The following is a 22,057-nucleotide window of genomic DNA, read 5'->3' on the forward strand; positions in this document are numbered from 1 at the left end:
GCCGACCCGGCTCATGGCCTATCACCCGGGCCATGAGCCAACTCGTCGTCGCCGCCTTCTACAAATTCGCGCCCCTGCCCGATTTCACTGAACATCAGGCAGCGCTTTTAGCGTGCGCTGAGGCGGAAGGTGTCAAGGGCACCATCCTGCTCGCGCCAGAAGGCGTGAACGGCACCATCGCCGGAACACGCGAGGGCATCGACGCCGTTCTCAGCGCGATCAGGGAACTGCCCGGCTGCGTCGATCTCGACTGGAAAGAATCCTATACGGATGAAAACCCGTTTCTGCGGATGAAAGTGCGCCTGAAAAAAGAGATTGTCGCTTTGGGCGTGCCCGACATAGAGCCGCACAAAAGCCATGAGCGCTATGTGGAGCCGCATGACTGGAACAAGGTGATTTCAGACCCCGACACCATCGTCATCGACACGCGCAACGATTACGAGGTTGGCATCGGCACATTCGAAGGCGCAATTGACCCGAAAACTGACTCTTTCCGCGACTTCCCGCAATGGTTCCGCAAATTTCGTGAAGAGCACCCGTTCAAAAAAGTCGCCATGTTCTGCACCGGCGGCATTCGCTGCGAGAAATCCGTGGCGTTTCTGCGCTCGGAAGGCGTTGAGGATGTTGTTCACCTGAAAGGCGGCATCCTCAAATATCTCGAAACCGTGCCCGAAGAGGAAAGCCTTTGGCGCGGGGAATGTTTCGTGTTCGACCAACGCGTTTCCGTTGGTCATGACCTTGCGCCCGGCTCCTATGATCAGTGCTTCGCCTGCCGCCGGCCAATCACCGATGAGGACAAGGCCTCGCCGCATTATGTCGCCGGAATCTCCTGCCCCCATTGCGCAGACGAATATTCGGAAGAAAAACGCCAGCGCTTCGCCGAACGCCAGAAACAGATCGAACTCGCCAAAGCGCGCGGTGAGCAGCATATTGGCAAGAAGCTATCCAAGGCCGAATGACTGATCTACCCGTCCTCTATTCTTTCCGGCGCTGTCCCTATGCCATGCGAGCGCGGATGGCGATTGCAGCGAGCGGCGTCCAGGTTCGCCTGCGAGAAATTCTGCTGCGCGACAAGCCGGAGGAAATGCTCGCCGCCTCTGCGAAAGGCACCGTCCCGGTGCTGGTCGATGGCGAGGGCGTCATCGATGAAAGCCTCGATGTAATGATGTGGGCGCTTGAACAGAACGATCCCGAAGGCTGGCTATCACGCAAGGATGACGCCCTCATCGCCGAAAACGATGGGCCGTTCAAACACCATCTCGACCGCTACAAATATTCGACGCGCTACGAAGGCGCCGAAGCAGAAGAACACCGCGCCGCCGGGTTTGAGTTTTTACAGAAACTCGAGGCGCGTCTGTCGGACAGCGACTTTCTGCACGGGGACAAGCGCGGATTCACCGACATCGCGGTCTTCCCCTTTGTCCGCCAGTTCCGCATCGCCGACAAGGACTGGCTCGACGCCGCGCCGATCCCGAATGCCCAGCGCTGGCTCAAAACGCTTATGGAGTCGGCGTTGTTCAAATCCGTGATGGAGAAATATCCGTTGTGGAAGGAGACGGGAGAGGAATTCGTACTTCATGAGTAGTTGTAAGTCGTGCTTATGTCGAACTTAAGTCAGGATAACGCCCTTCTATAATGTTAGCGCAAGTAGGGTCTACTCTTCTAGCTTGATTAAAATCAATTACACGAACCAGCACCATGCCACGTATTCCATGCCTTCCTCTTTGAGGAAGTCGTAGTATTTCATTCTGATCTGAACTAATCAAAACACGCTGAATTGGTTCTTCTTCATCACCACTACCTACGCCAGGGCTCCCATAAGCAAGAATTTCCTCGCCAGTCCGGTGCCTGATGAGCAACAATTGTTGTTGAAACGCTGATTCAGCCCATACTTTCACTTCACAGGAGAGGGGCCTCGCATCAATTTGTGGGAGAGATGCTTCAATACGGTAGCCGGGATCCCAAAATGGGCCTTCTTTTGCATCAGCCTTTAAACGGAGTTCTCTTAGCAGCACTTGCGCCTCAAGCAATTGTCGCAATCTATTGTCCGCCTCAGGCGCAGTGAAATCAGGAGAATTCCCCAATGCGGTAATTAGTTTATTCTCAAAGTACTCTACAAGTCTTTTACTCTTAGAAGAAAACAATTCTCGTTTTTCAAATTGTTGCTCATACTGATTTAATTCGATATTTGAATCCACAAGGGCCTGAGCAAGGATATCGGGTCTTTCAACGGCAATTCTTGCAGCGAACAATTTAGAAAGCCGCTCCGCAATAGTCCGTTCACTACTTACACCTGAAGTATTTTCCCTCAGAGCCTCTGCCAGTTGATTTGCGAAAACCTCCACTAAAGCGTCGTCATCGGCGACCATACTGGCTACAGCTCTCGCTTGATCATTATTTGCTCGAAGATGTGCGAGCATTGATGCAGGATCTACATCGCAACTACGAAGCGAAAGCCCCCACCTTTAGTTGCCACGTCAACTGAACAGACTGAGCCTGAGTTTACCAAGTAAAGTGCGCCTATAGATAAGACCAGCAACACAAAGAATTCTATTAAGGCAAACCAAAAAACTGCTTTTTTTGAGATCATTTGCATACGTGCCGCACGCTCTGAGGCACTCCCCATTCACCACACCTCATAAATGAGCATGAATGCTAAATGAAAACATATTTTTTACAATAAGCCAACGAGAAGTGTCGCAAAATAACACATAAGTTATATTATATCATATCGTATGAATATATGTATTTTACTTCTTTTACCAACTTTAGTTAAAGAATTTTACTTATTTTTTGAATACACCGCACCCTGACAGATTTCGCGTGCGCCGGAAGACCTTCCGCATCGGCGAGACGCGCGGCGGCGGGGCCGAGTTTCGCGACCGCCGCTTCATCGCAGCCAATAATCGAGCTGCGTTTCATAAAATCGAGCACGGAAAGACCCGACGCATAACGCGCTGCGCGCGCGGTTGGGAGAACGTGATCCGGGCCCGCCACATAGTCGCCGATAGCCTCTGGCGCATGACGACCGAGGAAGATAGCGCCCGCGTGACGGACTTTGTTGAGGAGCACTTCCGGGTCGTCAACGCAGAGTTCCAAATGCTCCGGCGCGATACGGTCAACCAGCGCAGGGGCGGCGTCGAGCGATGACACGATGATGATCGCGGAATTGCCGTTCCATGCGGCTTCGGCGATTTCCCGGCGAGGATTTTCCGCAAGTTGTACTTTCACCGCCGCCTCGACTTTGCCTGCGAAGGCGGCGTCATCAGTAATGAGCACGCTTTGAGAGGACGGATCATGCTCCGCCTGAGATAGCAGGTCAGCAGCCACCCAATTAGGGTCGGTTTTTCCGTCGCTTACGACCAGAATTTCTGACGGACCGGCTACACTATCAATACCGACGGTCCCGAAAACCTGCCGCTTGGCTTCCGCCACATAGGCGTTGCCCGGCCCGACAATAACGTCCACCGGCTTGATAGGCCCCGCGCCATAGGCAAGCGCGGCCACCGCCTGCGCGCCGCCAATGCGGTAAACCTCGTCAATGCCTGCCCGCTTCGCCGCAGCCAACACCAACGGGTTCATCTCACCGCCCGGCGCCGGGGTCACCATCGCCAAGCGCCCAACGCCCGCGACTTTCGCTGGAATCGCGTTCATCAGCACTGACGACGGATAGGCCGCCCGCCCGCCCGGCGCGTAAAGCCCGGCCGCGTCTACACAGGTCCAGCGCCAGCCCAGCGTTACGCCCTGATCGTCAGTATAGCGCATGTCGGCAGGAATTTGTTTTTCATGATAGGCGCGAATGCGCGCCGCAGCGAAGTCCAGCGCCTCCAGATCTTGTTTGTCGCAAGCAGCTTCTGCGGCTTCGATTTCTTCCGCCGTCACACGCAGGTTATTTTCATCGAGATCAAAGCCATCGAATTTCTGCGTATAGGCTTTAAGCGCATCCATGCCGCCGGCGCGCACGGCAGCGATCACTTCACGCACCACCGCGCTCACATCCGCGCCGCCATCGCGATCCTTCGCGATGAAGGTGTCGAAGGCGGCGCTAAAATCCGCATCCCGATTATTCAGACGCAAAACCATCAGACTACTCTTTATGCTCCGGCTTGGCGCGGGTGCGCCACGGCTCGGAGATGTCGGACAGAAAGGCGTTGACGCTTTCAACTTCCAGCCGAACCGCGCCGCCGCCCGCAAAATCAAGAATGATCTCCCCGGCGCCGTCTTCCTGCTCTTCAAAGCGCGCGGCGAGTAACTCGACCACCGCGTCTTTCGCATCCGTGCGCAGATTCTGGAATTTGACCGATTTCACATCATCGAAATGCACGCCAGTGCGCACCCGGCCATAGGGTCCGCGCCGTTCACCCACGGCTTCCCAGATGAAGCGGTTCGCCACAAAAGCATATCGCCGCTGCTTTGGGAGAAACGCGAAATCACCAAGCTTCGCCACCGCATCTTGCAGCACAGCCGAAAGGACCTTCAGATCCTCCCCGTCGCCCGCCATCAATCGCAGGGGTTTGTAATCATTCAGCGAAGCCAAACCAGCTCTCCTATTCTTTCACGCGTTCAATTAGCGCGCCGCACGCTTGAAGCTTTTCTTCCAATCGTTCAAAGCCCCGGTCAAGGTGATAGACCCGATTGACCATGGTTTGGCCTTCCGCCGCGAGACCGGCGATTACCAACGACATTGAGGCGCGCAGATCCGTCGCCATCACTGGCGCGCCCTTAAGGCGAGCGACGCCGCGCACCGTCGCGGTCTGTCCGTCCACTGAAATTTTCGCGCCCATCCGGCCCAGTTCAGGCGCATGCATGAAGCGGTTCTCGAAAATCGTTTCCTTGATCGTCGACACCCCGTCCGCGGTCGCCATTAACGCCATGAACTGCGCCTGCAAATCCGTCGGAAAGCCGGGGAATGGCTGGGTGACGATGTCGACGGCTTTGCAGCGCGCGCCGTTGCGGCGCAGACGAATGCCGTCCTCAACCTCATCAAGCTCCACGCCGGTTTCCTCCAGCACCGCCCAAGCGGCGCCAAGGAGATCGCTCCTGGTTCCTGAAAGCGTGAGCTCGCCGCCGGTCGCCGCCACCGCCATTGCATAAGCGCCGGTTTCGATGCGGTCCGGCAGAACCGAATGCTCCGCGCCATGCAGCCGGTCAACGCCCTCAATCGTAATCGTGGATGTTCCGGCGCCCGAAACTTTTGCGCCCATTGCATTGAGGCAAGCGGCGAGGTCGGCGATCTCCGGCTCACGGGCGGCGTTTTCAATCGTGGTCACGCCATCAGCAAGCGCCGCGGCCAGCATCGTGTGCTCAGTCGCCCCCACAGAGACAAATGGGAGGGAAATATGAGCGCCTTTCAACCCGTCCGGCGCCTCGGCGAACACATAGCCTTCATCGAGATCAATTTTCGCCCCCATGGCGGTCAGCGCCTTCAGGTGCAAATCAACCGGGCGCGCGCCAATCGCGCAGCCGCCGGGAAGTGAAACCTTGGCCTTGCGCTCGCGCGCAAGCAGCGGACCCAACACATTAAAGCTCGCCCGCATTTTGCGCACCAGATCATAGGGCGCCTCCGTCGAGACAATCGTGTTCGCGTGGAGCGAAAGGGTCGAGCCTTCAAATTTCGATTGGGCGCCGTGCTGCTCCAGCAGGCGCAGCAGCATGTCCACATCGGCGAGCCGGGGCACATTGCGCAAAATCAGCGGCTCATCGCTGAGCAGCGATGCAGCCATCACCTTCAGGGCGGAGTTTTTCGCGCCGCTGATCGGAATCACGCCATAAAGCGGTCGCCCGCCGATAATCGCCAGTTTATCCATTAGTCTTCTTTCTTTTCAGCAGGCTCATCTGAACTGGGTGCTTTGCGCCGCCGCAAATTGGCGCGCAAGGCCTCCGCCAGACGCGCCTCTCGGGCTGCAGCCTTGATCTTGGCGTCACTGGTCTCCGATGCACCCGGCTTTTTCTGGGCGGCGATCTGGCGATCCTGCGATTTGTCCTGTTTTCCCGGCATAGGGGGCGGACTTAAAGGCCTGCCGGCGGTTAAGGTCAAGCATGCTGGGACTGCCTGAGGGGCTGGATTCACCGGCCACGCCGTGCCATCCGGAGACCTATGAGAATATGCGTTTTCTGCGGCTCCAGCCTTGGCGCACGCCCGGAATACCAAGCGGCGGCCAAAAGGCTTGGCGAGACGCTGGCCCGGCGAGACATTGGCCTAGTCTATGGTGGCGCGTCTGTCGGGCTCATGGGCGAGGTTGCAGACGCCGTAATCCAGGCTGGCGGCGAAGCTATTGGCGTCCTGCCGAAAGCCCTCGCGGAACTGGAAATCGCCCATGAAGACCTCAGCGAGCTTCGAATCGTCGCGTCCATGCATGAACGCAAGGCGCAGATGGCGGACCTGTCGGACGCTTTCATCGCCCTGCCCGGCGGCATTGGCACCCTAGAGGAAACCTTCGAGGTCTGGACCTGGTCCCAGCTCGGCTTTCACGCAAAGCCCGTGGGATTGTTGAATGTCGCAGGCTTTTATGACGGCCTACAGGGTTTTCTCGACAGTCTGGTTCGCGAGGCGTTCGTAAAGCCCCAACACCGCGCCATTCTTTGCGCCGACGAAGATCCGGACAATCTTATCGACAAGCTGGCGGCGGCGGAAATTCCCACTGATAAAAAGTGGGTGGATGAATTGAGGCGTTGATCGATGACCCAGCCCCTTCCCCCCTCACCGGCAATCTCACAGCAGCACTTTCCTATGAATGTTCGGCCCTGATGATCCGTAAGGCGGAGCCGGATCATATCGACGAACTCGGCCATGTGAATAACGCGGTATATCTGACCTGGGCGCAGGATGTAGGCACGGCCCACTGGCGGCACGTCGCAAGTGAAGCGATGCAACGCGAGCTGATCTGGGTCGCCCTTAGACACGAGATCGATTACCGCGATCAGGTCGTGGAAGGCGAAACCGTTGAAATCCGCACCTGGCTGGGACGGGTGTCCGGACCTCGTTTCCTGCGCCATATCGACATTCGAAAGCCCGGCGCAGGCCGGTTTTCCGCCAAGGTGGAAACTGATTGGTGCCTGATCGACGCAAAAACCCGCAAACCCCGGCGAGTCGGGCCGGAAATTCTCGACCTCTTCGGGGTCTTACCGGCCAGTTAGGGTTTTTAGCTTATGCGGCTTTTCAAGCCGGGCCGCTCGCGCTATACCGCCGCCTCTTTTGGGGCGCGCCTCAAAAATTCGCTGCCGTAGCTCAGGGGTAGAGCACTCCCTTGGTAAGGGAGAGGCCGAGAGTTCAATTCTCTCCGGCAGCACCACTACTGCCTCTGACAGGCACCCTCCTTACGATTGCTTTGTTTGCAATTTCAGCACCTTAACCGGCCACTCGCGGCCGGCGGCGCACTCCTGCACACTTTCGCTTTACCCCGAATTTTACCCCAGTATTTACCCCGCGGAGGGAGTTAATCGCTGGTGCAGGCCTGGCGCTGCGGCTTCGTCGAGAACTCTTTACAGGTGATCGCCCAGTCGCAATTCACGACAGCGATCTGGCGCTTGGTCTCAGCCGTCAGTAAGTTCCGTTCCGCCGCCGTCAGTGTCACCGGCGCCGTCGGTTGGCAAGGCGTCATCCGGTCGCTCGAAAGCGTCAAGCACCCGCTCGACAGCATCAGGATCGCTGAAGCGATCACGATTTTTAAGCATCTCGCGAAGCATTTTGATTTGCTGACGGTCATGGCGGCGGCGCTCCCGTTCAAGGATCCAGTTGCGATAAAAAATCGCGAGGCCAGCCACTCCGGCCAGCCCCGCGATCAGATAGAGTGTAATGTTCACCTGGATCAGGCTTGTTGATCGGCGGCGGTGGCGTCGTCATCTCCGAAGCCTTCAGTGAAGGCGTCCAGGACTTCGACAAGATCGTTGTCATATGTCGGATCCGTGCTGGCGACGGCATCGTTCAGCAAGCCACGCGCCTTGCTTCCAAGTGCTTTTGCTTTTGTGGCGCCGAGCCCTTTTAGGGTGGCGACCAGAACGTCGAGGACGTCTTTCATAAAATTTCTCCATCGCATTGAAAGGGGTGCGGGCGCCGGCGCGCGGAAACCGGCAACCCGCAGACGCAACAAAGGAGATCTGGCTGACGAAAACGAAAGCCGCCGCGGCAGATCAAAAATGCAGCGCTTTCTGGCCCCTTGATTACATATGCGGCAGCTGGCTGCTTTTGTTCGGATATAGATCCGGATCTCCGCCACGCCGCCGCTTGACTCCGCCGCCCTCCTGGCGCTTTGATCGCGCCGGGCGGTCGCCCTTCGCCAGACGAGGGAAAGACCGATGCAGGACGAAGACTTCAACCAGGACATCGAGAATGAACGCCCGCCGGCGCGCGACGTGGAGCGCTGGACAGATCAGATCGAGGCGCTGCTGACGCGCCTGCCCTCAACCGCGTTCGAGGCGCTGCGTCCGACAAACGGCCTCGCCACCGATCCGCGCCATATCGATCGCATGAAATCGCTGCGCAGCCTCGCCCGGTCGATCGCGATGACGATACGGTGAAGCCGCAGGCGCTCTTGTAAAATCGGCGCCGGGCTTCCACCGGCTGCGGGGTTTCTCTCTAGTTCCCTCTGCCGGGCAGCCCTGGGCTCGGGGTGCATCCTCCGCCCTCAAACATCCGGCTCGTCGATGGCGCCCACGCACAGGCCCTGAGACGCGACGCTCGCCTTGCGAAAGGAACTGGACTTCCTCTCACTTGATGCGCCGCCAAATCTTGAGGCGGCCGGCGCATCAATTCTGCCTCTCATTCAGAAAGTTCGCGACCAGTTCTCGGGCCGCCATTTTTCCCATATCGGCAGGCTGATCATCGAACAAGATCAGGAAGCCGTTATCGGCCTGCTTAATGCGTATCTCAGCTTTGATCATGTCGTGCAGGGCTCCTGTTACTTCGTTCGACCGTGCTGAAAACCGGCCATGTGAATTAATCGCCATCCGAGTTCGACCGCTTCATCCTGCGAAAGCTCCTGCGTAATCGTCGCTCTTGCGCTGCGTTCTCCGATTTCTGCTTTTGAGATCAGATGAACCTTCGACCCGTCGGCGCTTCCCTCGATCTTGATTTTGTCTTCCGACATGCTGCCTCTCTTTAAGTTTTCAGCCGCGCCGCTTGCGCGATCTGACATATGGCGTCGAGCGCCCAATCTTTATCGACAGCGTTGAGCGCCCGCTCGGCGATGTCATGCAGCACTTGATGATAATCCTCGACCGTCTCCGCGCGCTTTGCACGGTTGATCGAAATATCTAAGCGCCGCTGTTTCATCGTGCCTCACTTTGTCAGTTTGCCGAGCGCGCGACGCGCCGATGAAATCCGGCTTTGTGAACGGCTGCGCTCCATTCGATACCAAAACCAAAAACGGCCCATGATCTGCCTCCTATGACCGCTGTTTCGCGGCGTGCTCTTTCGCGTAACGGACGCACCCAAAATCCTGTCCGATCATTTCCGTGATGGGCCGGCAAGTGGGGCAGCCGCGCGTACTCCAAGAATGCGGATCGCGATAAATCAGGTCGAGCGCGGCGGCTGGCAAGATTGCCTCCAGCGCGGCAATTCGGCGCTCATGGTTTTCGCTGATTGTTTCCGTCGCCGACATCGAGCCTCTCGTTACTCTTCGTGGATAGTGGAAAGGCGACGAATAGCCGCCCGTGAGATTGCGGTGCTGGCGGCGCCCTCGTAGCGCCAGCCGAGCTCGTTGCAGATCACCGTTAAAGTGTCGCCGGCGAGTTTCATTTCGAGCGCGGCGTCACCCTTTGACGCATCACAACGTCCACCATGCCCAAGAGCACCGTTTTCTGTGATTAAGGGCCCCGGCCCCACTGGCGCCGCCCGACCGCTCTCCAACCGACGCAAAGCCTCCCGACCGGCGTTTCGGCAAACTTGTGTGCATGTCGGCAGGTTGAGATCACGCGCGACTTGTGAGGGGCGCTGACCCTGCCAGAGCGCTTCAAGACACTGAACGTCAATTGCTGGATCTGTCGCAACGCCTAATGCCATGCTGCCTCCTGTTAAAGCTTTTGGCGCGCCGCACGCTCAACATTTGCACGACGTTCCGACTGCCCTCGCTTGTCTGCGTGTTCGAAGCGATCAAACGTGTCGAGAATAAGGGATTTATATTGCTCTTGCTCGCGGCGTTTTTTGATCGCCGCGAGGCTTTCGACTTTTCCGCTCATCACGCGAAGCTCCGGACGCCGTAACGGGCGAAAAGCGCGTCGCTAAGCTGCTCGCGGCTCAGTCGAAAAGCCGATTGGGCGCGCTCAAGGATGGAGCATGCAAAGGCGGGGCTGGCCCGATAGGCCCGGTCCAACATCTCTTCAAGCGTTTCTGTTTGCTTCGCCATATCTGCCTCCCTTGTTAACTTTTATATTATACCCTTCCATTATTAATGCAAGGGGTGTATAGAAGGAAAAATGACCCATGCGCAAACATTCCCGAAAACAGGAATCGTCACCGGCCGGCTGACCGCCGGGCGGAATCGCCTGTATTTCTGTTCATGCTCATCGGCTACGCCCGCGTCTCGACCGAGGACCAGGACCTCGGGCTTCAGCTCGCCGCGCTCCGCGCCGCGGGTTGCGTGCGCATCTATGAGGACAAGAAATCGGGCAAGACCCTCGACCGGCCGGGCTGGAAAGAATGCCGCATGGATCTCAGGTCCGGCGACACGCTTGTCGTCTGGAAGCTTGATCGGCTCGGCCGTTCGGCCCTCGACCTCATCAACCTCCTCGACGAGTTCCGACGCGAGGGCGTCGATTTCGTCTGCACGACGCAAGGGTTCGACACCCGCACGCCGATCGGCGCCTTCACCTTCCAGATGTTCGCCGCCTTCGCCGAGCTGGAGCGCTCCATGATTTCCGAACGCACCAAGGCCGGGATCGCCCAGGCGAAGGAACGCGGCGTCCAGGTCGGCGGCCTCCCCGCCATCACAGAAGAAATATGGGGCGCGGCGACCGCACTGATTGCGGAGTACCGCGAGCGCGGCGATCGCATCACCGACCAGGCGCTGTCAGATCGCGTCTATGACAAGCTGGGCAAGCGGCTGTCTTGGGGCACGTTTCGCAAGTGGCGCGATCGCCTCGATGAAGGCGGCGCCTACCCGGAAGACTGGGCCGAGCGCTGGCGCCAGCGCCGCGAACGGCTCAAGGCCCGCAAGAGCGGAAAGTAGACACTTTAAGCTCTGAGCAAAAAACGACGTTAAAGGCAATTCGATGTACACCTTAACGAAAGGACCGGCGAAATTTGAAGGGAGGCAGCGCGGTAGCGTGACGCGCAGCGGCGAAAGCAACAGGAGCCGCGGGACCCTCGAAAAATCGGATCTGATCCGAAGGTAGTTGCAGTGCCACCCATAGCGGGAGTAGCGACCCGCCCTCCCTTCAAATTTCGCTAAACGAAAGGACTGGCATGCAACACTGGACAGCGGCGATAGGTATTGCGCTTGTGGCTTCATTGCTTCCGCACTTTTTAAAGATCAAGTGGAATTGGCGATACACGCTTTGCGCGGTCGCCTATACCGCTACCGGCGCCGCCATCGTCAGCGCCATGACTAATTCATGACCGCACGCATCACTTAAGGAGCAGTTGGATATGCAATTGTCACCAAAGCATCTGGAGGTGAAGGGCGCATCGATTAACGGCGGGAAAATATTTTGCGAACAGTGCGGAACGCCCTCCCCGTCAATTTACATCGGCGATAGTCATAACTGGGTCTGCCCCTGCGGCCATTGCTCCATTCTTGAAACCACGGTGATAAGCGCGACCACCTCCCGGCTGGAAGTAAGGAATGTCCGAAATGCGGCGCGCCGATCTGGCTCGATTGCAAGACGTCACCTGATAACATCGGCAAGGAACGAGTCATGGTGACATTCGAAAGCGAAGGCCGCAAGTTCACCGAAAACTATCCGCCCGCGTGTCTGACGCTGCGCTTACATTAGAAGGTCAACAAGTGAAAAGCCTGCTTTGTTTGTTTGGTTGCCATCAATACGGCCCATGTCGAGAAGAAAAGACATGCCTCAAGAATTTGCGCGTGGTCGCTTTTTACTGTGTCCGTTGCGGGCGCCGCTGGGCCACACTGTTTTAACGAAAAGACTATCAAGCGATGACGTTTGATGCCGCGCCGCGAAATCAGGCGGCTCCAGCGCCGGCTGGCCGAAATCGAGGGTGAGTAGCCGCAACTATCCCGCTGGCTTGTTGGTATCGGGCGGCCGGTCTGCAGCCCGCCACAGCGCTAGCTTGCGCGGCTGATCTTTCATATATTTTTCAAACCTGCCAAGCAGCGCCCAGAGGAAGATCAGCAACATAACCGCCGCGCTCCAGTTCCAGAGCGTGACAGACGTCGGCGTGAACCCTCCCGTTGCATCCTGCACCATGGTCACCGCCGAAGCGATCGAAAAGCTGACGCAGGCAAACAGCGCGATCAGCCTCTCATGCAAATATCGAAACGGGCGGGCGCATGCGAGCACTTGTACAACATTGACAAAGCCCAGACAAAAGGCGGCCAGCACCATCATAAAATGCGCAAGTGCAAACATTACGCGTCTCCTGCAACGTTAACGAACTTTTTAATCAGCGCCCCGACGATTTGCTCCGCGCCGATCGCAACAACAAAGGCCACGGCGGGGCGAATGCCATCCAGAGATTCCCCAAGCATCTTGGTCATTGTGAGGTCGGCGCCGTGCGCGAAAGGCTGGCCGACCGTCAGCGCTGTCGAGGCGCCGAAAAACGCCGTGACCCCGCCAATAAAAGCGAGCGCCGCAACCGGTCGCGCATCCTCTGACATGAAAGCCGCACGCGCCGTGATGAACCCGCCGCAGACGCCGCCCAGCAGCGCAGCGCCAATGAACCAGGGCGTCGCCGTCACGGTTCCGTCCAGCGCCGCATTCAACGCCGCGGCGCCGCCGGCGGCGGCCGCCTGCCCGATTGCAACAATCGCTGCAGCTTCAGCTTTCATTCCGCCCTCACCGTGATTTTCTGCTTCGCGAATTTTCCGGAGCGTCCGTCGCGCACCCAGTAGTAAAATTCGTCGGCGCCGGTGAAGCCGAAATCGGCGCGGTAGAGGATCTTGTTGTCGACGATATAGGCGGCGCCGTGGCGCGGCGCAGTATGGTCATCGAGGATCAGCCCTGCGCCTTTATCGTTCGCCAGCACATCGATCAGGGTTTCGGCCCAGGGCGCGGCGCGCGCCTCATCGGGCGCCGCGGCCGGCGCCGGGCCTTCCAGCGCCAGCGGCCCGTGTTCGCGCGCCGGCGGGTCGAAATTCTCCGCCGACCAGGGCGAGGTGAAGACATGCGAGACCTTGTCGGCGGCCCCGGTTGCACGATCAGAGAAGACCTGGTCGACCATCGTCGCGCTGCGACCATCCGGAAGCGTCCACAAGCCTTCAAACGGGATCGCCGCCTTGATGTCGAGCTTGTAAAATTTCGTGATGTCGGGCTCGCCTGCGACCGGCGCGGAGCCCATCGAGTCCAGCTTCGCGCCGCCGAGCAGCATCGCCTTATTGCCGGGGCGCGGGGTTTCGACCATTTGCTGCGGCGCGGTATAGACCAGCCGGCCCGGCGTCAGGTCTTTGGCGGTCAGCACCGCATCGCCGGAATCGAGATTTTCAAACGCCGCAGCATTGCCGTCCATGTCGAGATCGATGAAGGCGTATCCCCAATCCTCTTCCGACACATCCGGCAGGTTCGGCAAGCGCTTGGCCATCGTCACCCCGACATCAAAGCCCGTGGCCGTGATCCGGTTCAGCACGATCTCGCGGGTGCTCGCATCGATGCTGATGGCGTGAGATCCGGCCATGCTCACCCCGCCCTCGCCGGTCGCCGCCAGCAGGTCCATATCGATCAGCGTGTAATGGGCGGTGTATTGCACCCGGCCGCCGGCATAGACCTCCCAGGCGTCGAAGTCAGAAAGCACGGTCCGGCCGTCATGGCCCTGATTGGCGCCGGGCTTGACCACCTCGAAACCCATATTCACGGCGAACGCCTCATTGCCTTCGAACTGCGTGATCGAGGGAAGATAGGCGGGGGCGTAGCGCGAATATTGAACCGTTTCCGGGAACGCCATGGTCGCCGCGTCTACGCCGAAAAGCTGCTTGCCGCCGCGCGACATCCACACGAAGCCCGCGCCGCCCGGCACGCCCGCCGCCACATTGTCGGCGATTTCGACCAGCCGGCCCTGCATCCAGTAAATCGAGCCGGTGCGCGCCAGGTCGAAGGCCTGAACGTCTTCGTGCTGCTTGGCGGCGCCGGTGACCCCCATGGAGCGCGCGCCGAAATTATGGACCCAGCGCCCGACCTCATTGCCGGATTCCGCAACATAGGCCGAGCCGAAGCAATCGAAGGCGACGTTGTTTTCCAGATGCGCATTTGAATCGTGATGAACAAAGCACCAGCCCGGCGACCCCCAGGCCGCATTGCCGTAAAGCAAGGCAGGGCGCGTTGGATCCGCGAGCCCGGTCCGGTGGAGGTGCAGCGCGTAGCGGCCCTTCACATTGGCCTCGGGCGCGATGGCGTCGATCAGGCCGGCGTCATAGGCCCGGCGCGATTTGTCGGTGCGGCCGAGATCGCGAAACTCCGCGAAGCGAATATCCACATCATTGCTGTGCATCGCCATGACGTGCCCGCGCCGCGACGGCGGAAGCGCGGCGGCGTTTTCTGTTTCAATGACGACATTGCGCGTGAAATTGGCGAGATAGGCGCGGCGGCCGCCTTCGCGGCCCTTGTGGTCGAAGGCCAGTTTCTCGGCGAAGCGGATCGTGCGGCCATTAATTTCAGTAAGCGTCAGGGCCTCATCCTGGGTGCCGGTCTCGCGCGGAACCCCGGCGCCCCAAAGATCCGCCGCCACGAGCCGCGTGCCGGTCAGCACCAGCCGGTCGCCCGGCGCCCAGCCCTGCGGCGCGGCGGAGAGCTTCAGCGCCGTGTCCCCCGCCGCCGGCTCGTCGGCCAGCTTGAGGAAGGCCGTTTTCGGCGCGCCGGCGATGCGGGACTTCCCGTGCAGGATGACTCCGCGCGATAGCAGGAACGGATCCGTGACGCTGTCGATCGGGCCATTGTCAGCGATGCGGATCGTGACGCGCTTATCCGCATCGATCGGGTGACCGTCCGTCCCGGCTTCAAAGGTCGATCCCGGCGGCGAGACGAGGGTGTCAACGATCATCAGCGAGTCGGCGCCCGGATCGAAGCGCAGCACGCCGTCATTCCTGACCGTGGCCAGCCGCGCGCTGGAAACAAAGCCATAGGTCACCGTGACCGGCGCCGGGATCAGGACGCGCGCGCCGTTGCCGGGGATCTCTCCGCCGCACCAGGTCGCCGGATCGATCCAGTCGCCGGCCGCCCAGGCGATATGCGTCGCCGCGCTGCGCGGGACCAGAGCCAGGAGGGCCGCATGCTCAGCGGCCTTGTCCGGGTCGTCAGTGTGGAAATGGCCCTCATCATCGTCAGGCGCGCACAGGGCTGGGTCGCCGGTGACCGGCGGCGGTGCGCATCCCTCAAGCGCGCACAGGCGGGCCTCCTGCGCGGCGTCAGACGCCTCGAGGGCATCGAGACGCTGTTCGACCGTCAGGGCCGGCGCGTGGCCGGCATGGTCCTGCCCATAGGCAAGGCTCAGAAAGGTCAGGGCCGCCGCGAAAATGATTGCGAGCAGATAGCAGGTCTGGCGTTTCATGCGTAATTTCCTCGCTGCGTCGTCAGGAATCCGTGATCTAGAAACCCGTGCCATTCGTTATTTCTTCCGGAGAATATTGAGCCGGCGCCGGCGGCGCAGGTGTCGCCCGCCTTGTCGACATGAACCGTCTCTCCGAATGTGCCATGCCGCACCCAGCAGCGATGGGCGTCGTCGTCCTTACGCGTGCAGTTCGACGCGCGCTGATCAATGCACCAGGCATCGCCATGCGGCTTCACGCAATGAACCGAAAGGCCGTCATAGCCTTTCATGAAATTGCCGGGGCGCTCGGAAAACCAGAACGCGTCATAAAGGGCGCCTGGCGGGGCATCGCGGAGCTGGAACTCTTCGCCATTGTCGATGCGCCGGTAAATCCGTTCCGGAAAGAGCTGCCATTGATCCGTGGGGTCGAAGACGTAGCCGCAGCCGCAGGCCATTGGCCAACGCGGATCGCTACGCGGCGGCGTGTCGTCGGTCATATCTATGACGTCCATCGCCGGAAGCACAGCGTCCTCGATCCGGATGGATGCGTCATGGATGCCAGACCGGGTCGCCGCGCATTTGGAATCGCCCGAATGATAGCGCCGCAGCGATCGTGCAACCTTGCCCGTCGGCTCGATCCAGAATGTCTTGATCGCGCTCATCGAAAACACCGCCGGACGGGCTCTGGCAGACAGGTGATGATCGGCCGGCTTTCTTTCTCCGCTGCGGCGTTTGTTGCGAGGTGATCGTTTTCCGGCTCCTCACTCATAAGAGGCAGGATAAAACTGTTCGGGTGCTCGATGCCTGAATCGACCGGCGCTACAACACAGAGGAACAACGCCCGCTCGGCGGCACGGCGGCGCGTCAGGCCAGCGACCTCGACAAGCTTTCCGCCAACCGTCGCCTTGTTCCACCAGGTCAGCGCCTCGGCGACCTGCTCGCGCGGCTTTCCCTCGCGCAGCCAGCGCGCCGCGGTCGAGCCCTTGAACGCCGAGAAACCGACATTGAAGATGAAACTGACCAGCGCGTCGAACTCGTTCTGGTTCAGGTCGACGCCATTGGTGATCGCCCAGCCGTTGAGATTGGCGACCCGTGTCTTCAGATCTTTTTCGAGTAATGCTTGTGCCTGATCACGACTCAAAACGACGCGGTCGGGCGGCGCGATATGCCAGAATGAGCACTCAATGGAGCCCGCGCCCTTTTTCGCGACCGCAACAGCGCAGTCGAGATCGAGGCCAGTATGCCCATAGCCGATGGTCCAGATCCCGGCGATATCCTGATAGGCCTCGAGCTCAAGCCCCTCAAAGCGCTTGATCAGGTCGATGCCGTTTTCGGAAGGAATCATGGCATGTAATCCGAAACATCGGCCGAGCCGGCGATCGGTGTGACATTGAAGATTTCAGTGCTGCCCAGTCGGTTTTCGAGGCACAGCTTTCTCGTGTTGGTCGAGGAAAGCGTCGCCACCGCGTCCGTCCCGTCGTCGCCGTCAAGAACAGAGGTGGAAGTCTCAAATCCGTCGCTGGAAATCGGGGTGATCGATCCCGTTCCGCCATTTGACGCCCGGTAATGCGTGAAAATGTGATTGTCACTGCTGCGGCGCTGGACATGCACAAGACCGGCGGCGGCTCCGGTGCCGGCATGACGCATATAGAAGCAATAAGCTTCATCGTCATCAAGCGTTATCGACGTCGTGGCGCCGGTCATCATCAGGATGTCTGCATAGTCCACAGGAAACCCTGTGATGAGGCCGAAGAAATTATCGGGATGGATGAAAACGCCATCCGCAACGCCGCGCCCGCCGAAATCAACGCTGGAATCGACGCCATTGCCGCCGATTTCATCGAAGAAAGACCCTTGCACCGAAAGGCGTCTCAAGTTCGAGCTGATGTCGATGCCGTTGCCCGTGATGTCGTGGACATTAATGTTACGAAACATGACCCTTGACTGAGCCGAAGTCGTTCCGCTGATGCTGATCGCATCGCCGCCAATATTGGCGACCTGCGTGCCATCGACCATCAGCGTTTTCACGTTGGACTCCAAACTGATGGCGGACGTGTCATAATTGATGATCTGACCGCCATCGAGCATGATACTGGTGTCGCTTGCGCTGGCCGCGACAATGCGCAGCCCGTAATCACCCAGCGACAGCCACGGGTTTCTGACCACGAATGTTTGAAGATACGGGTCATTGATATGGATCGCTGACGCCGGCGTGCGCGGCGGCGGCCCCTGCCCGTCATTGAAGACAATGCTGTTGATGAAGATCTGCCGGTTGGCCGCAAAGGATTCGGACTCATTGCCGAAATAATGCTGGTCGATCAGTATGCCGTAATCGGCATTGTTGTTGATGTCGAAGCCGCCAATGACAGCGCCGCCGACATCCCCGGCGAAATGGATGCCGGTCCCGTTGCCGACCACTTCAAGCCCGGAAAGCGCGCCGGACCAGCCGAGCGCCCCGTCAGGGCCTGACGGGTCCATAATACCGTCGCCGGCAACGTAAATTCCGACGCCGTCATTGTACCACGCCTGCAGCCCGTGCCCTTCAATCGCTTGGCCGCCGACGAACCGGAAACCGTTTTTCAGGTTGCCGGGGTTGACCCCAAATCCGTTAACGCCGCCGCGCGCCCACAGGTTGCTAAAGAGCGACCGCGCCGTTACGTCGATTGAAAATCCGCCGCCGGATTCCTGCAAAACGGACGAGTCGACTGTGAAATCGCTCACCGTAATGTTGTTCAGCCGAGTGGCGTTTGACGTGTTGTCGCCGGCGACATGAACGACATAGCCGTCGTCTGCAAAGGTTCCGACAAGTTTGGTCCTGTCGGCCGCCATGCCATAAAGGCACGATCCGATTTCGTTCAGCGACACGCCCGTCGACAGGCCGGACCAGCCGGCGGGCATGACTGCGCACCTGTTGACGGCCTCCGCCAGATCGATTGCGTCCTGGATCGCATCGGCGTCATCGGTCGCGTAAAACACTTCCGCGCTCGATACTGTCGTAGACGCGCTGTCGGTAAGCGTGACGGTGTTCGCATCGCTAAACGCGGCGATGGTTGTCGAGAGGTCCGCGTCTGATGCGGCGGCGCCGGCCACCGTGATCAGCTTTCCAACATCGCTGGCTTTAAACGCAGCGCTATCCGAAGTGAGCGTGGATGAGGACGAACTGATGGCGCCGTCGCTCAGTTTTACACCGTCAAATTTGGCGCCGCATGATGTAACGTCAATATCCTTGCCGCGCAGATAATCGGACAAGATGAAACCACCCGACGCCCCCGTGTCGTCTTGCGGACTGGGGACAAAGACGCATTTTTGCGTGTCTGCCGTCGCCAGGGCGGTTTCGTCTGACGTTACCTTGATAAAGGTTCCTGAACGGCCGCCATCCGTGATGACCGCTGTCGCACCGACGGGGAATGACGCGAACGGGATCGCCTCGAGCGCTGTAATATTGGCGTATGCCCGGCCATTCACCGCCAGTTCGGCGATGGAGCCTTCCACATCTGCAGCGGAAAGAACCCCCGCCGCATCCTCGACGCCAATCAGCGCAGCGCCTTCGCCGTTCGACGTCGAGGCGAGTTCGCCCGCCGTGACGTCGCCGCCGATTGAGGCGTCAACACCGTCCGCCGTGACGTCCAGCACCGCGCGCTTCGCGCCGCTGATGACAAGATCGCCGCCCGTGTCGGTCGTGATGTTGCACGAGCCGCCATTCTTGATGGTGATCTCATCGCCGGCGTCGGCCTTCACGACGGCCCGGTGACCGACTACCAGGCCGGTGCTGACGACGGTGCAGAGATCGTCTTCAGTCCCGCTTTCCGCCGCCAGCGTGTGCGCGCTGCGCGAAATCGTGGCGGTGTCGGATGACAAGATAACAGTTGTCGAACTGTGAGAGTTCGGCACTGCGACCGGAAGAATTTTCCGGTCCATGCTTCCAACCTGCGCGTCCTGCGCCGCGGCGCCGGTGAAAAAAGCAAGAGCTGCAAATAGTGAAAGCAAGCGCTTCATGGTCATGCCTCAATCGCGACCGCAATGTCGGTCGGCAGGGTTGGTGAAAAAGTGAAGGACGTCTGGCCGGCGGCGGGGGCGTTCACTTCGATGGCGTAGGACGCCAGGAGAACGCGGGCGCCGCCGCCGATAATCACTGTTGTGCGCGCCTTGTCGGCGACGCGTTTGGCGATAACGAGGGTTTCTCCGTCGTGCCCTTCGGCGGCGAACTCGAACCAGCGTCTGTCGCGTTCCAGCCACTGGCCGCCGACCCGAACAAGCCTGCTTCCATCGTTCAGATCGAAAAGCTCGATACCGTTGAAAAGCGTGGCCTTGGCCCAGACGCCGCCACGAAAAAAAGCCAGATCATCATTGCCGAGCGAGAGTGCGCCCGCCCAATTTGTGCCGGTGATCGTGCCTGTTGGCGGCGCCAGATATGCGTCGCCCTCTGATGGCGACTCCGGCTCCGCGAGGGTTGTCCTGTTGTTAATCCGGAATCTTTGCGCGCCATCCTGACCGTTAAACAGAAGCGCGCCGTTGCCGCGAAAGTCCTTCGCCGCCGCAGGTTGAATCGATTGCGGAGTGACATCATCGAGTAGCGTCTGTTTCGCCATCAGTGACGCTCCTCCAGCGTGCCGCTGAATTGTGCGGTCGAGCTGCCATTGTTTTTGATGCGAACAGAGGTGCCGGATGTGACGAGTTCGAGATCGCCAATCTCGACCGCCGCTCGCAACTCGGCGTCGTCGGCATCGCCGACGACTACGCATTCGCAATAGGAACCGGTGTCGTCGTCAGACCAGGCTTCGACCTTCCAGAGGCCGCCGGCGCGATTGGCGTTCACAATCTCGGCGACCCCGCCGGCGGATATCGTGAAGGGGCCGACTTTTTTCGGCACCTTTAGCGGCAGGTGCAGCAGCCGGCCGGACAGGCCTGACGTCATCGGGAAAATCGACGTGTAATCCGGCGACGCGCCGGAGCTTGAATCGTAGCGCAGCATGAGGCCGGATCCGCCCCCGGCGTCTTCGCCTGAATTGACGTGAAGATTGTCGGCGGCAAAAAATCGCTGGCCGTCGACCAGGTCGTTGCGGGCCTGCAACGTTTTGACATCGACGGCGATCAGCGAGGAGTTGACGGCGGCGCCGTTCAAAAAAGTGCCGTCAGGTCCGATAACCGGGATGGTCTGCGAATTTGCTATGCCGCCGACTTCGACGGGGCCATCGAAGTCATTGATCGCCGACGGCGCGCTGGTTGTGTATTCGCCAGATCGCAAATAGGTGTCGACGACCTTGTAGATCGTTAGCTGGCCGCCGGCGCCGATCGTGTACCATGCATGCTCGTAAATCGTATCATCGCCGGCGAGCTTGACCTCGAGGAAAATACGGTCGGTGACACTCTTGATGTCCGTGGGCAGCCGATAAGGCGCGACCCGCACCCAGTCCGTGACGGCGCCAGCGGAAATGCGATTGCCCGTGAATTTAACCTTGTCGACAAGACCGTCCGCCATGCATGTCCTCGCGTATCGCGGGGACTCTCAGGCGATTGCTGTCGGGGTTGATTTTATACGCCAAGCCAATCCTCGATCAGTGACGGCGCCCAGGTGAATTGCTTGCCGGGTTGACTGGTGGACATATTGGTCAAAAATTTCGACCTGAAGCGGCCGCGATTAGAGAACTTCGCGAACATGGCTTGGGACGGCGCGTCTTGGCGCGGCCAGAAAAAACCTGCCTGTCATCGCTGACCTGTTGGGAAATTCTGTATAGTTCCGCATAGGACATATGGTCGGCATCGGCGACCCCTTCCGGCACCGCGTTGAACGGCGCAGACCAGATCCGGACATCATGGCCCTGCCCATCCTTGTCCCAGCCGGTTTCCGCGCCCCAATCATGATTGGTTTCGAAGCGGCGGAACGGGCCCGCCCAGATCCGCCCGAAACGCGCGATGTCAAAGGGCGGCGCCGGGATGGCGGCGAGCGTGAATCGCAGGTTGACGCGAAAGACGCCAGTCAGCGCAGGCGTCAGCAGGCCGTGAACGCCGAGGGTCGGATCGACCGCGCAGGCGAGATCTCCGTTGCCGTCGGCGTCGTCATGGTCTGCGCTGTCCCAGAGATCGCCGTCATCGACACCGAGCTCCGGATCCGAGGAGAACTGCCAGCGCACCTTGTCGGCCGCCGAGACATAGGGTGCGAAATCGACATCGGAGGAGTCGTCCTGCCGCTCTGCGATCAGAAAGCCGGCGCATCCGATGTCGCGCCCCTTGCTGAACACCGCCTGGAAATTGCATTCGCCGTCGCTCGTCGACAGGTTCACCGCGATCCACGGCTCGCCGGCGGCATAGGTCGATACGTTCGACGCCGGACCGGTCAGAGACGCGGTGTCCGCCGTCAGCACCGCGTCGGGCTGATCGATCCAGTTATAGGGAGAAAGGCCTGCGCCGTTTACGACGGTCATT

Annotated in this window: 27 protein-coding genes and 1 tRNA gene; 8 read left to right on the forward strand and 20 right to left on the reverse strand. The window is 59.6% G+C overall.

Annotated elements, in window-relative coordinates; translation table 11 throughout:
* Positions 1–32 precede the first annotated feature (32 nt).
* A complete protein-coding gene (gene trhO / locus AC0L8G_RS12880) occupies positions 33–959 on the forward strand; it encodes an oxygen-dependent tRNA uridine(34) hydroxylase TrhO (RefSeq protein WP_473384584.1) in 927 nt (308 codons plus the stop codon).
* Complete coding sequence (locus AC0L8G_RS12885; protein ID WP_473384585.1) at positions 956–1,585, forward strand: glutathione S-transferase; 630 nt, start codon at positions 956–958, stop codon at positions 1,583–1,585. The genes trhO and AC0L8G_RS12885 overlap by 4 nt, the downstream gene beginning before the upstream one ends.
* A gap of 13 nt (positions 1,586–1,598) precedes the next feature.
* Here the strand turns inward: AC0L8G_RS12885 and AC0L8G_RS12890 are convergent, their stop codons facing one another.
* The 5 genes from AC0L8G_RS12890 to AC0L8G_RS12910 form a co-directional block, all read right to left on the reverse strand.
* Positions 1,599–2,369, reverse strand: a complete 771-nt coding sequence (locus tag AC0L8G_RS12890) for a hypothetical protein (protein WP_473384586.1) — start codon at positions 2,367–2,369, stop codon at positions 1,599–1,601.
* A gap of 403 nt (positions 2,370–2,772) precedes the next feature.
* Positions 2,773–4,083, reverse strand: a complete 1,311-nt coding sequence (gene hisD / locus AC0L8G_RS12895; protein ID WP_473384587.1) for a histidinol dehydrogenase — start codon at positions 4,081–4,083, stop codon at positions 2,773–2,775.
* Between the two features lie 4 nt (positions 4,084–4,087).
* Complete coding sequence (locus AC0L8G_RS12900; RefSeq protein WP_473384588.1) at positions 4,088–4,537, reverse strand: DUF2948 family protein; 450 nt, start codon at positions 4,535–4,537, stop codon at positions 4,088–4,090.
* Positions 4,538–4,547: 10 nt separating this feature from the next.
* Complete coding sequence (murA, locus tag AC0L8G_RS12905; RefSeq protein WP_473384589.1) at positions 4,548–5,807, reverse strand: UDP-N-acetylglucosamine 1-carboxyvinyltransferase; 1,260 nt, start codon at positions 5,805–5,807, stop codon at positions 4,548–4,550.
* A complete protein-coding gene (locus AC0L8G_RS12910; RefSeq protein WP_473384590.1) occupies positions 5,807–5,998 on the reverse strand; it encodes a hypothetical protein in 192 nt (63 codons plus the stop codon). Before AC0L8G_RS12910 ends, murA begins: the two co-directional genes overlap by 1 nt.
* A gap of 99 nt (positions 5,999–6,097) precedes the next feature.
* Between AC0L8G_RS12910 and AC0L8G_RS12915 the strand changes: the two genes are divergently transcribed.
* The 4 genes from AC0L8G_RS12915 (at position 6,098) to AC0L8G_RS12930 (ending at position 7,821) form a co-directional block, all read left to right on the forward strand.
* Complete coding sequence (locus AC0L8G_RS12915; RefSeq protein WP_473384591.1) at positions 6,098–6,676, forward strand: LOG family protein; 579 nt, start codon at positions 6,098–6,100, stop codon at positions 6,674–6,676.
* A gap of 71 nt (positions 6,677–6,747) precedes the next feature.
* The gene (locus AC0L8G_RS12920) at positions 6,748–7,137 is read left to right on the forward strand and encodes an acyl-CoA thioesterase (RefSeq protein WP_473384592.1); all 390 of its coding nucleotides are present in this window, start codon (positions 6,748–6,750) and stop codon (positions 7,135–7,137) included.
* A gap of 80 nt (positions 7,138–7,217) precedes the next feature.
* A tRNA-Thr gene (locus tag AC0L8G_RS12925) sits at positions 7,218–7,292 on the forward strand.
* Between the two features lie 154 nt (positions 7,293–7,446).
* Positions 7,447–7,821 carry a hypothetical protein gene (locus AC0L8G_RS12930; protein WP_473384593.1) on the forward strand — a complete coding sequence of 125 codons (375 nt, stop codon included), beginning with the start codon at positions 7,447–7,449 and terminating at the stop codon, positions 7,819–7,821.
* Here AC0L8G_RS12930 and AC0L8G_RS12935 read toward each other — a convergent pair.
* Positions 7,809–8,018 (reverse strand): hypothetical protein, encoded by a 210-nt coding sequence (locus AC0L8G_RS12935; RefSeq protein ID WP_473384594.1) that lies wholly within the window; start codon positions 8,016–8,018, stop codon positions 7,809–7,811. The two genes, AC0L8G_RS12930 and AC0L8G_RS12935, sit on opposite strands and share 13 nt — an antisense overlap.
* A gap of 277 nt (positions 8,019–8,295) precedes the next feature.
* Here AC0L8G_RS12935 and AC0L8G_RS12940 point away from each other — a divergent pair, with 277 nt between their 5' ends.
* Entirely contained in the window at positions 8,296–8,517 is a 222-nt protein-coding gene (locus AC0L8G_RS12940) for a hypothetical protein (protein ID WP_473384595.1), read from the forward strand.
* A 228-nt stretch (positions 8,518–8,745) separates the two neighbouring features.
* Here AC0L8G_RS12940 and AC0L8G_RS12945 read toward each other — a convergent pair whose 3' ends face one another.
* The 5 genes from AC0L8G_RS12945 to AC0L8G_RS12965 form a co-directional block, all read right to left on the reverse strand.
* Complete coding sequence (locus AC0L8G_RS12945; protein WP_473384596.1) at positions 8,746–8,880, reverse strand: hypothetical protein; 135 nt, start codon at positions 8,878–8,880, stop codon at positions 8,746–8,748.
* Positions 8,881–8,897: 17 nt separating this feature from the next.
* Positions 8,898–9,086, reverse strand: coding sequence for a hypothetical protein (locus AC0L8G_RS12950; RefSeq protein WP_473384597.1), 189 nt, complete (start codon positions 9,084–9,086; stop codon positions 8,898–8,900).
* Positions 9,087–9,097: 11 nt separating this feature from the next.
* Complete coding sequence (locus AC0L8G_RS12955; protein ID WP_473384598.1) at positions 9,098–9,271, reverse strand: hypothetical protein; 174 nt, start codon at positions 9,269–9,271, stop codon at positions 9,098–9,100.
* A gap of 740 nt (positions 9,272–10,011) precedes the next feature.
* Positions 10,012–10,176, reverse strand: coding sequence for a hypothetical protein (locus AC0L8G_RS12960; RefSeq protein WP_473384599.1), 165 nt, complete (start codon positions 10,174–10,176; stop codon positions 10,012–10,014).
* The gene (locus AC0L8G_RS12965; RefSeq protein ID WP_473384600.1) at positions 10,176–10,343 is read right to left on the reverse strand and encodes a hypothetical protein; all 168 of its coding nucleotides are present in this window, start codon (positions 10,341–10,343) and stop codon (positions 10,176–10,178) included. The genes AC0L8G_RS12960 and AC0L8G_RS12965 overlap by 1 nt, the downstream gene beginning before the upstream one ends.
* A 153-nt stretch (positions 10,344–10,496) precedes the next feature.
* Between AC0L8G_RS12965 and AC0L8G_RS12970 the strand changes: the two genes are divergently transcribed.
* The gene (locus tag AC0L8G_RS12970) at positions 10,497–11,165 is read left to right on the forward strand and encodes a recombinase family protein (protein WP_473384601.1); all 669 of its coding nucleotides are present in this window, start codon (positions 10,497–10,499) and stop codon (positions 11,163–11,165) included.
* A 1,006-nt stretch (positions 11,166–12,171) separates the two neighbouring features.
* Here AC0L8G_RS12970 and AC0L8G_RS12975 read toward each other — a convergent pair.
* From AC0L8G_RS12975 to AC0L8G_RS13015, 9 genes are all read right to left on the reverse strand, one after another.
* Positions 12,172–12,528, reverse strand: coding sequence for a hypothetical protein (locus AC0L8G_RS12975; RefSeq protein WP_473384602.1), 357 nt, complete (start codon positions 12,526–12,528; stop codon positions 12,172–12,174).
* Positions 12,528–12,947, reverse strand: a complete 420-nt coding sequence (locus AC0L8G_RS12980; RefSeq protein ID WP_473384603.1) for a hypothetical protein — start codon at positions 12,945–12,947, stop codon at positions 12,528–12,530. The genes AC0L8G_RS12975 and AC0L8G_RS12980 overlap by 1 nt, the downstream gene beginning before the upstream one ends.
* On the reverse strand, positions 12,944–15,655 hold the full coding sequence (locus tag AC0L8G_RS12985; protein WP_473384604.1) for an Ig-like domain-containing protein: 2,712 nt from the start codon (positions 15,653–15,655) through the stop codon (positions 12,944–12,946). The genes AC0L8G_RS12980 and AC0L8G_RS12985 overlap by 4 nt, the downstream gene beginning before the upstream one ends.
* Positions 15,652–16,296, reverse strand: coding sequence for a hypothetical protein (locus AC0L8G_RS12990; protein ID WP_473384605.1), 645 nt, complete (start codon positions 16,294–16,296; stop codon positions 15,652–15,654). The genes AC0L8G_RS12985 and AC0L8G_RS12990 overlap by 4 nt, the downstream gene beginning before the upstream one ends.
* Entirely contained in the window at positions 16,293–16,979 is a 687-nt protein-coding gene (locus AC0L8G_RS12995) for a lysozyme (RefSeq protein ID WP_473384606.1), read from the reverse strand. Before AC0L8G_RS12995 ends, AC0L8G_RS12990 begins: the two co-directional genes overlap by 4 nt.
* Positions 16,976–19,630 carry a hypothetical protein gene (locus AC0L8G_RS13000; RefSeq protein ID WP_473384607.1) on the reverse strand — a complete coding sequence of 885 codons (2,655 nt, stop codon included), beginning with the start codon at positions 19,628–19,630 and terminating at the stop codon, positions 16,976–16,978. Before AC0L8G_RS13000 ends, AC0L8G_RS12995 begins: the two co-directional genes overlap by 4 nt.
* A gap of 2 nt (positions 19,631–19,632) precedes the next feature.
* Positions 19,633–20,223, reverse strand: coding sequence for a DUF2793 domain-containing protein (locus tag AC0L8G_RS13005; protein ID WP_473384608.1), 591 nt, complete (start codon positions 20,221–20,223; stop codon positions 19,633–19,635).
* The gene (locus tag AC0L8G_RS13010) at positions 20,223–21,113 is read right to left on the reverse strand and encodes a hypothetical protein (protein ID WP_473384609.1); all 891 of its coding nucleotides are present in this window, start codon (positions 21,111–21,113) and stop codon (positions 20,223–20,225) included. The genes AC0L8G_RS13005 and AC0L8G_RS13010 overlap by 1 nt, the downstream gene beginning before the upstream one ends.
* Positions 21,114–21,243: 130 nt before the next feature.
* On the reverse strand, positions 21,244–22,056 hold the full coding sequence (locus AC0L8G_RS13015) for a hypothetical protein (protein WP_473384610.1): 813 nt from the start codon (positions 22,054–22,056) through the stop codon (positions 21,244–21,246).
* Between the last annotated feature and the right edge of the window lies 1 nt (position 22,057).

This window comes from Hyphococcus sp. D3-15, assembly GCF_055809375.1.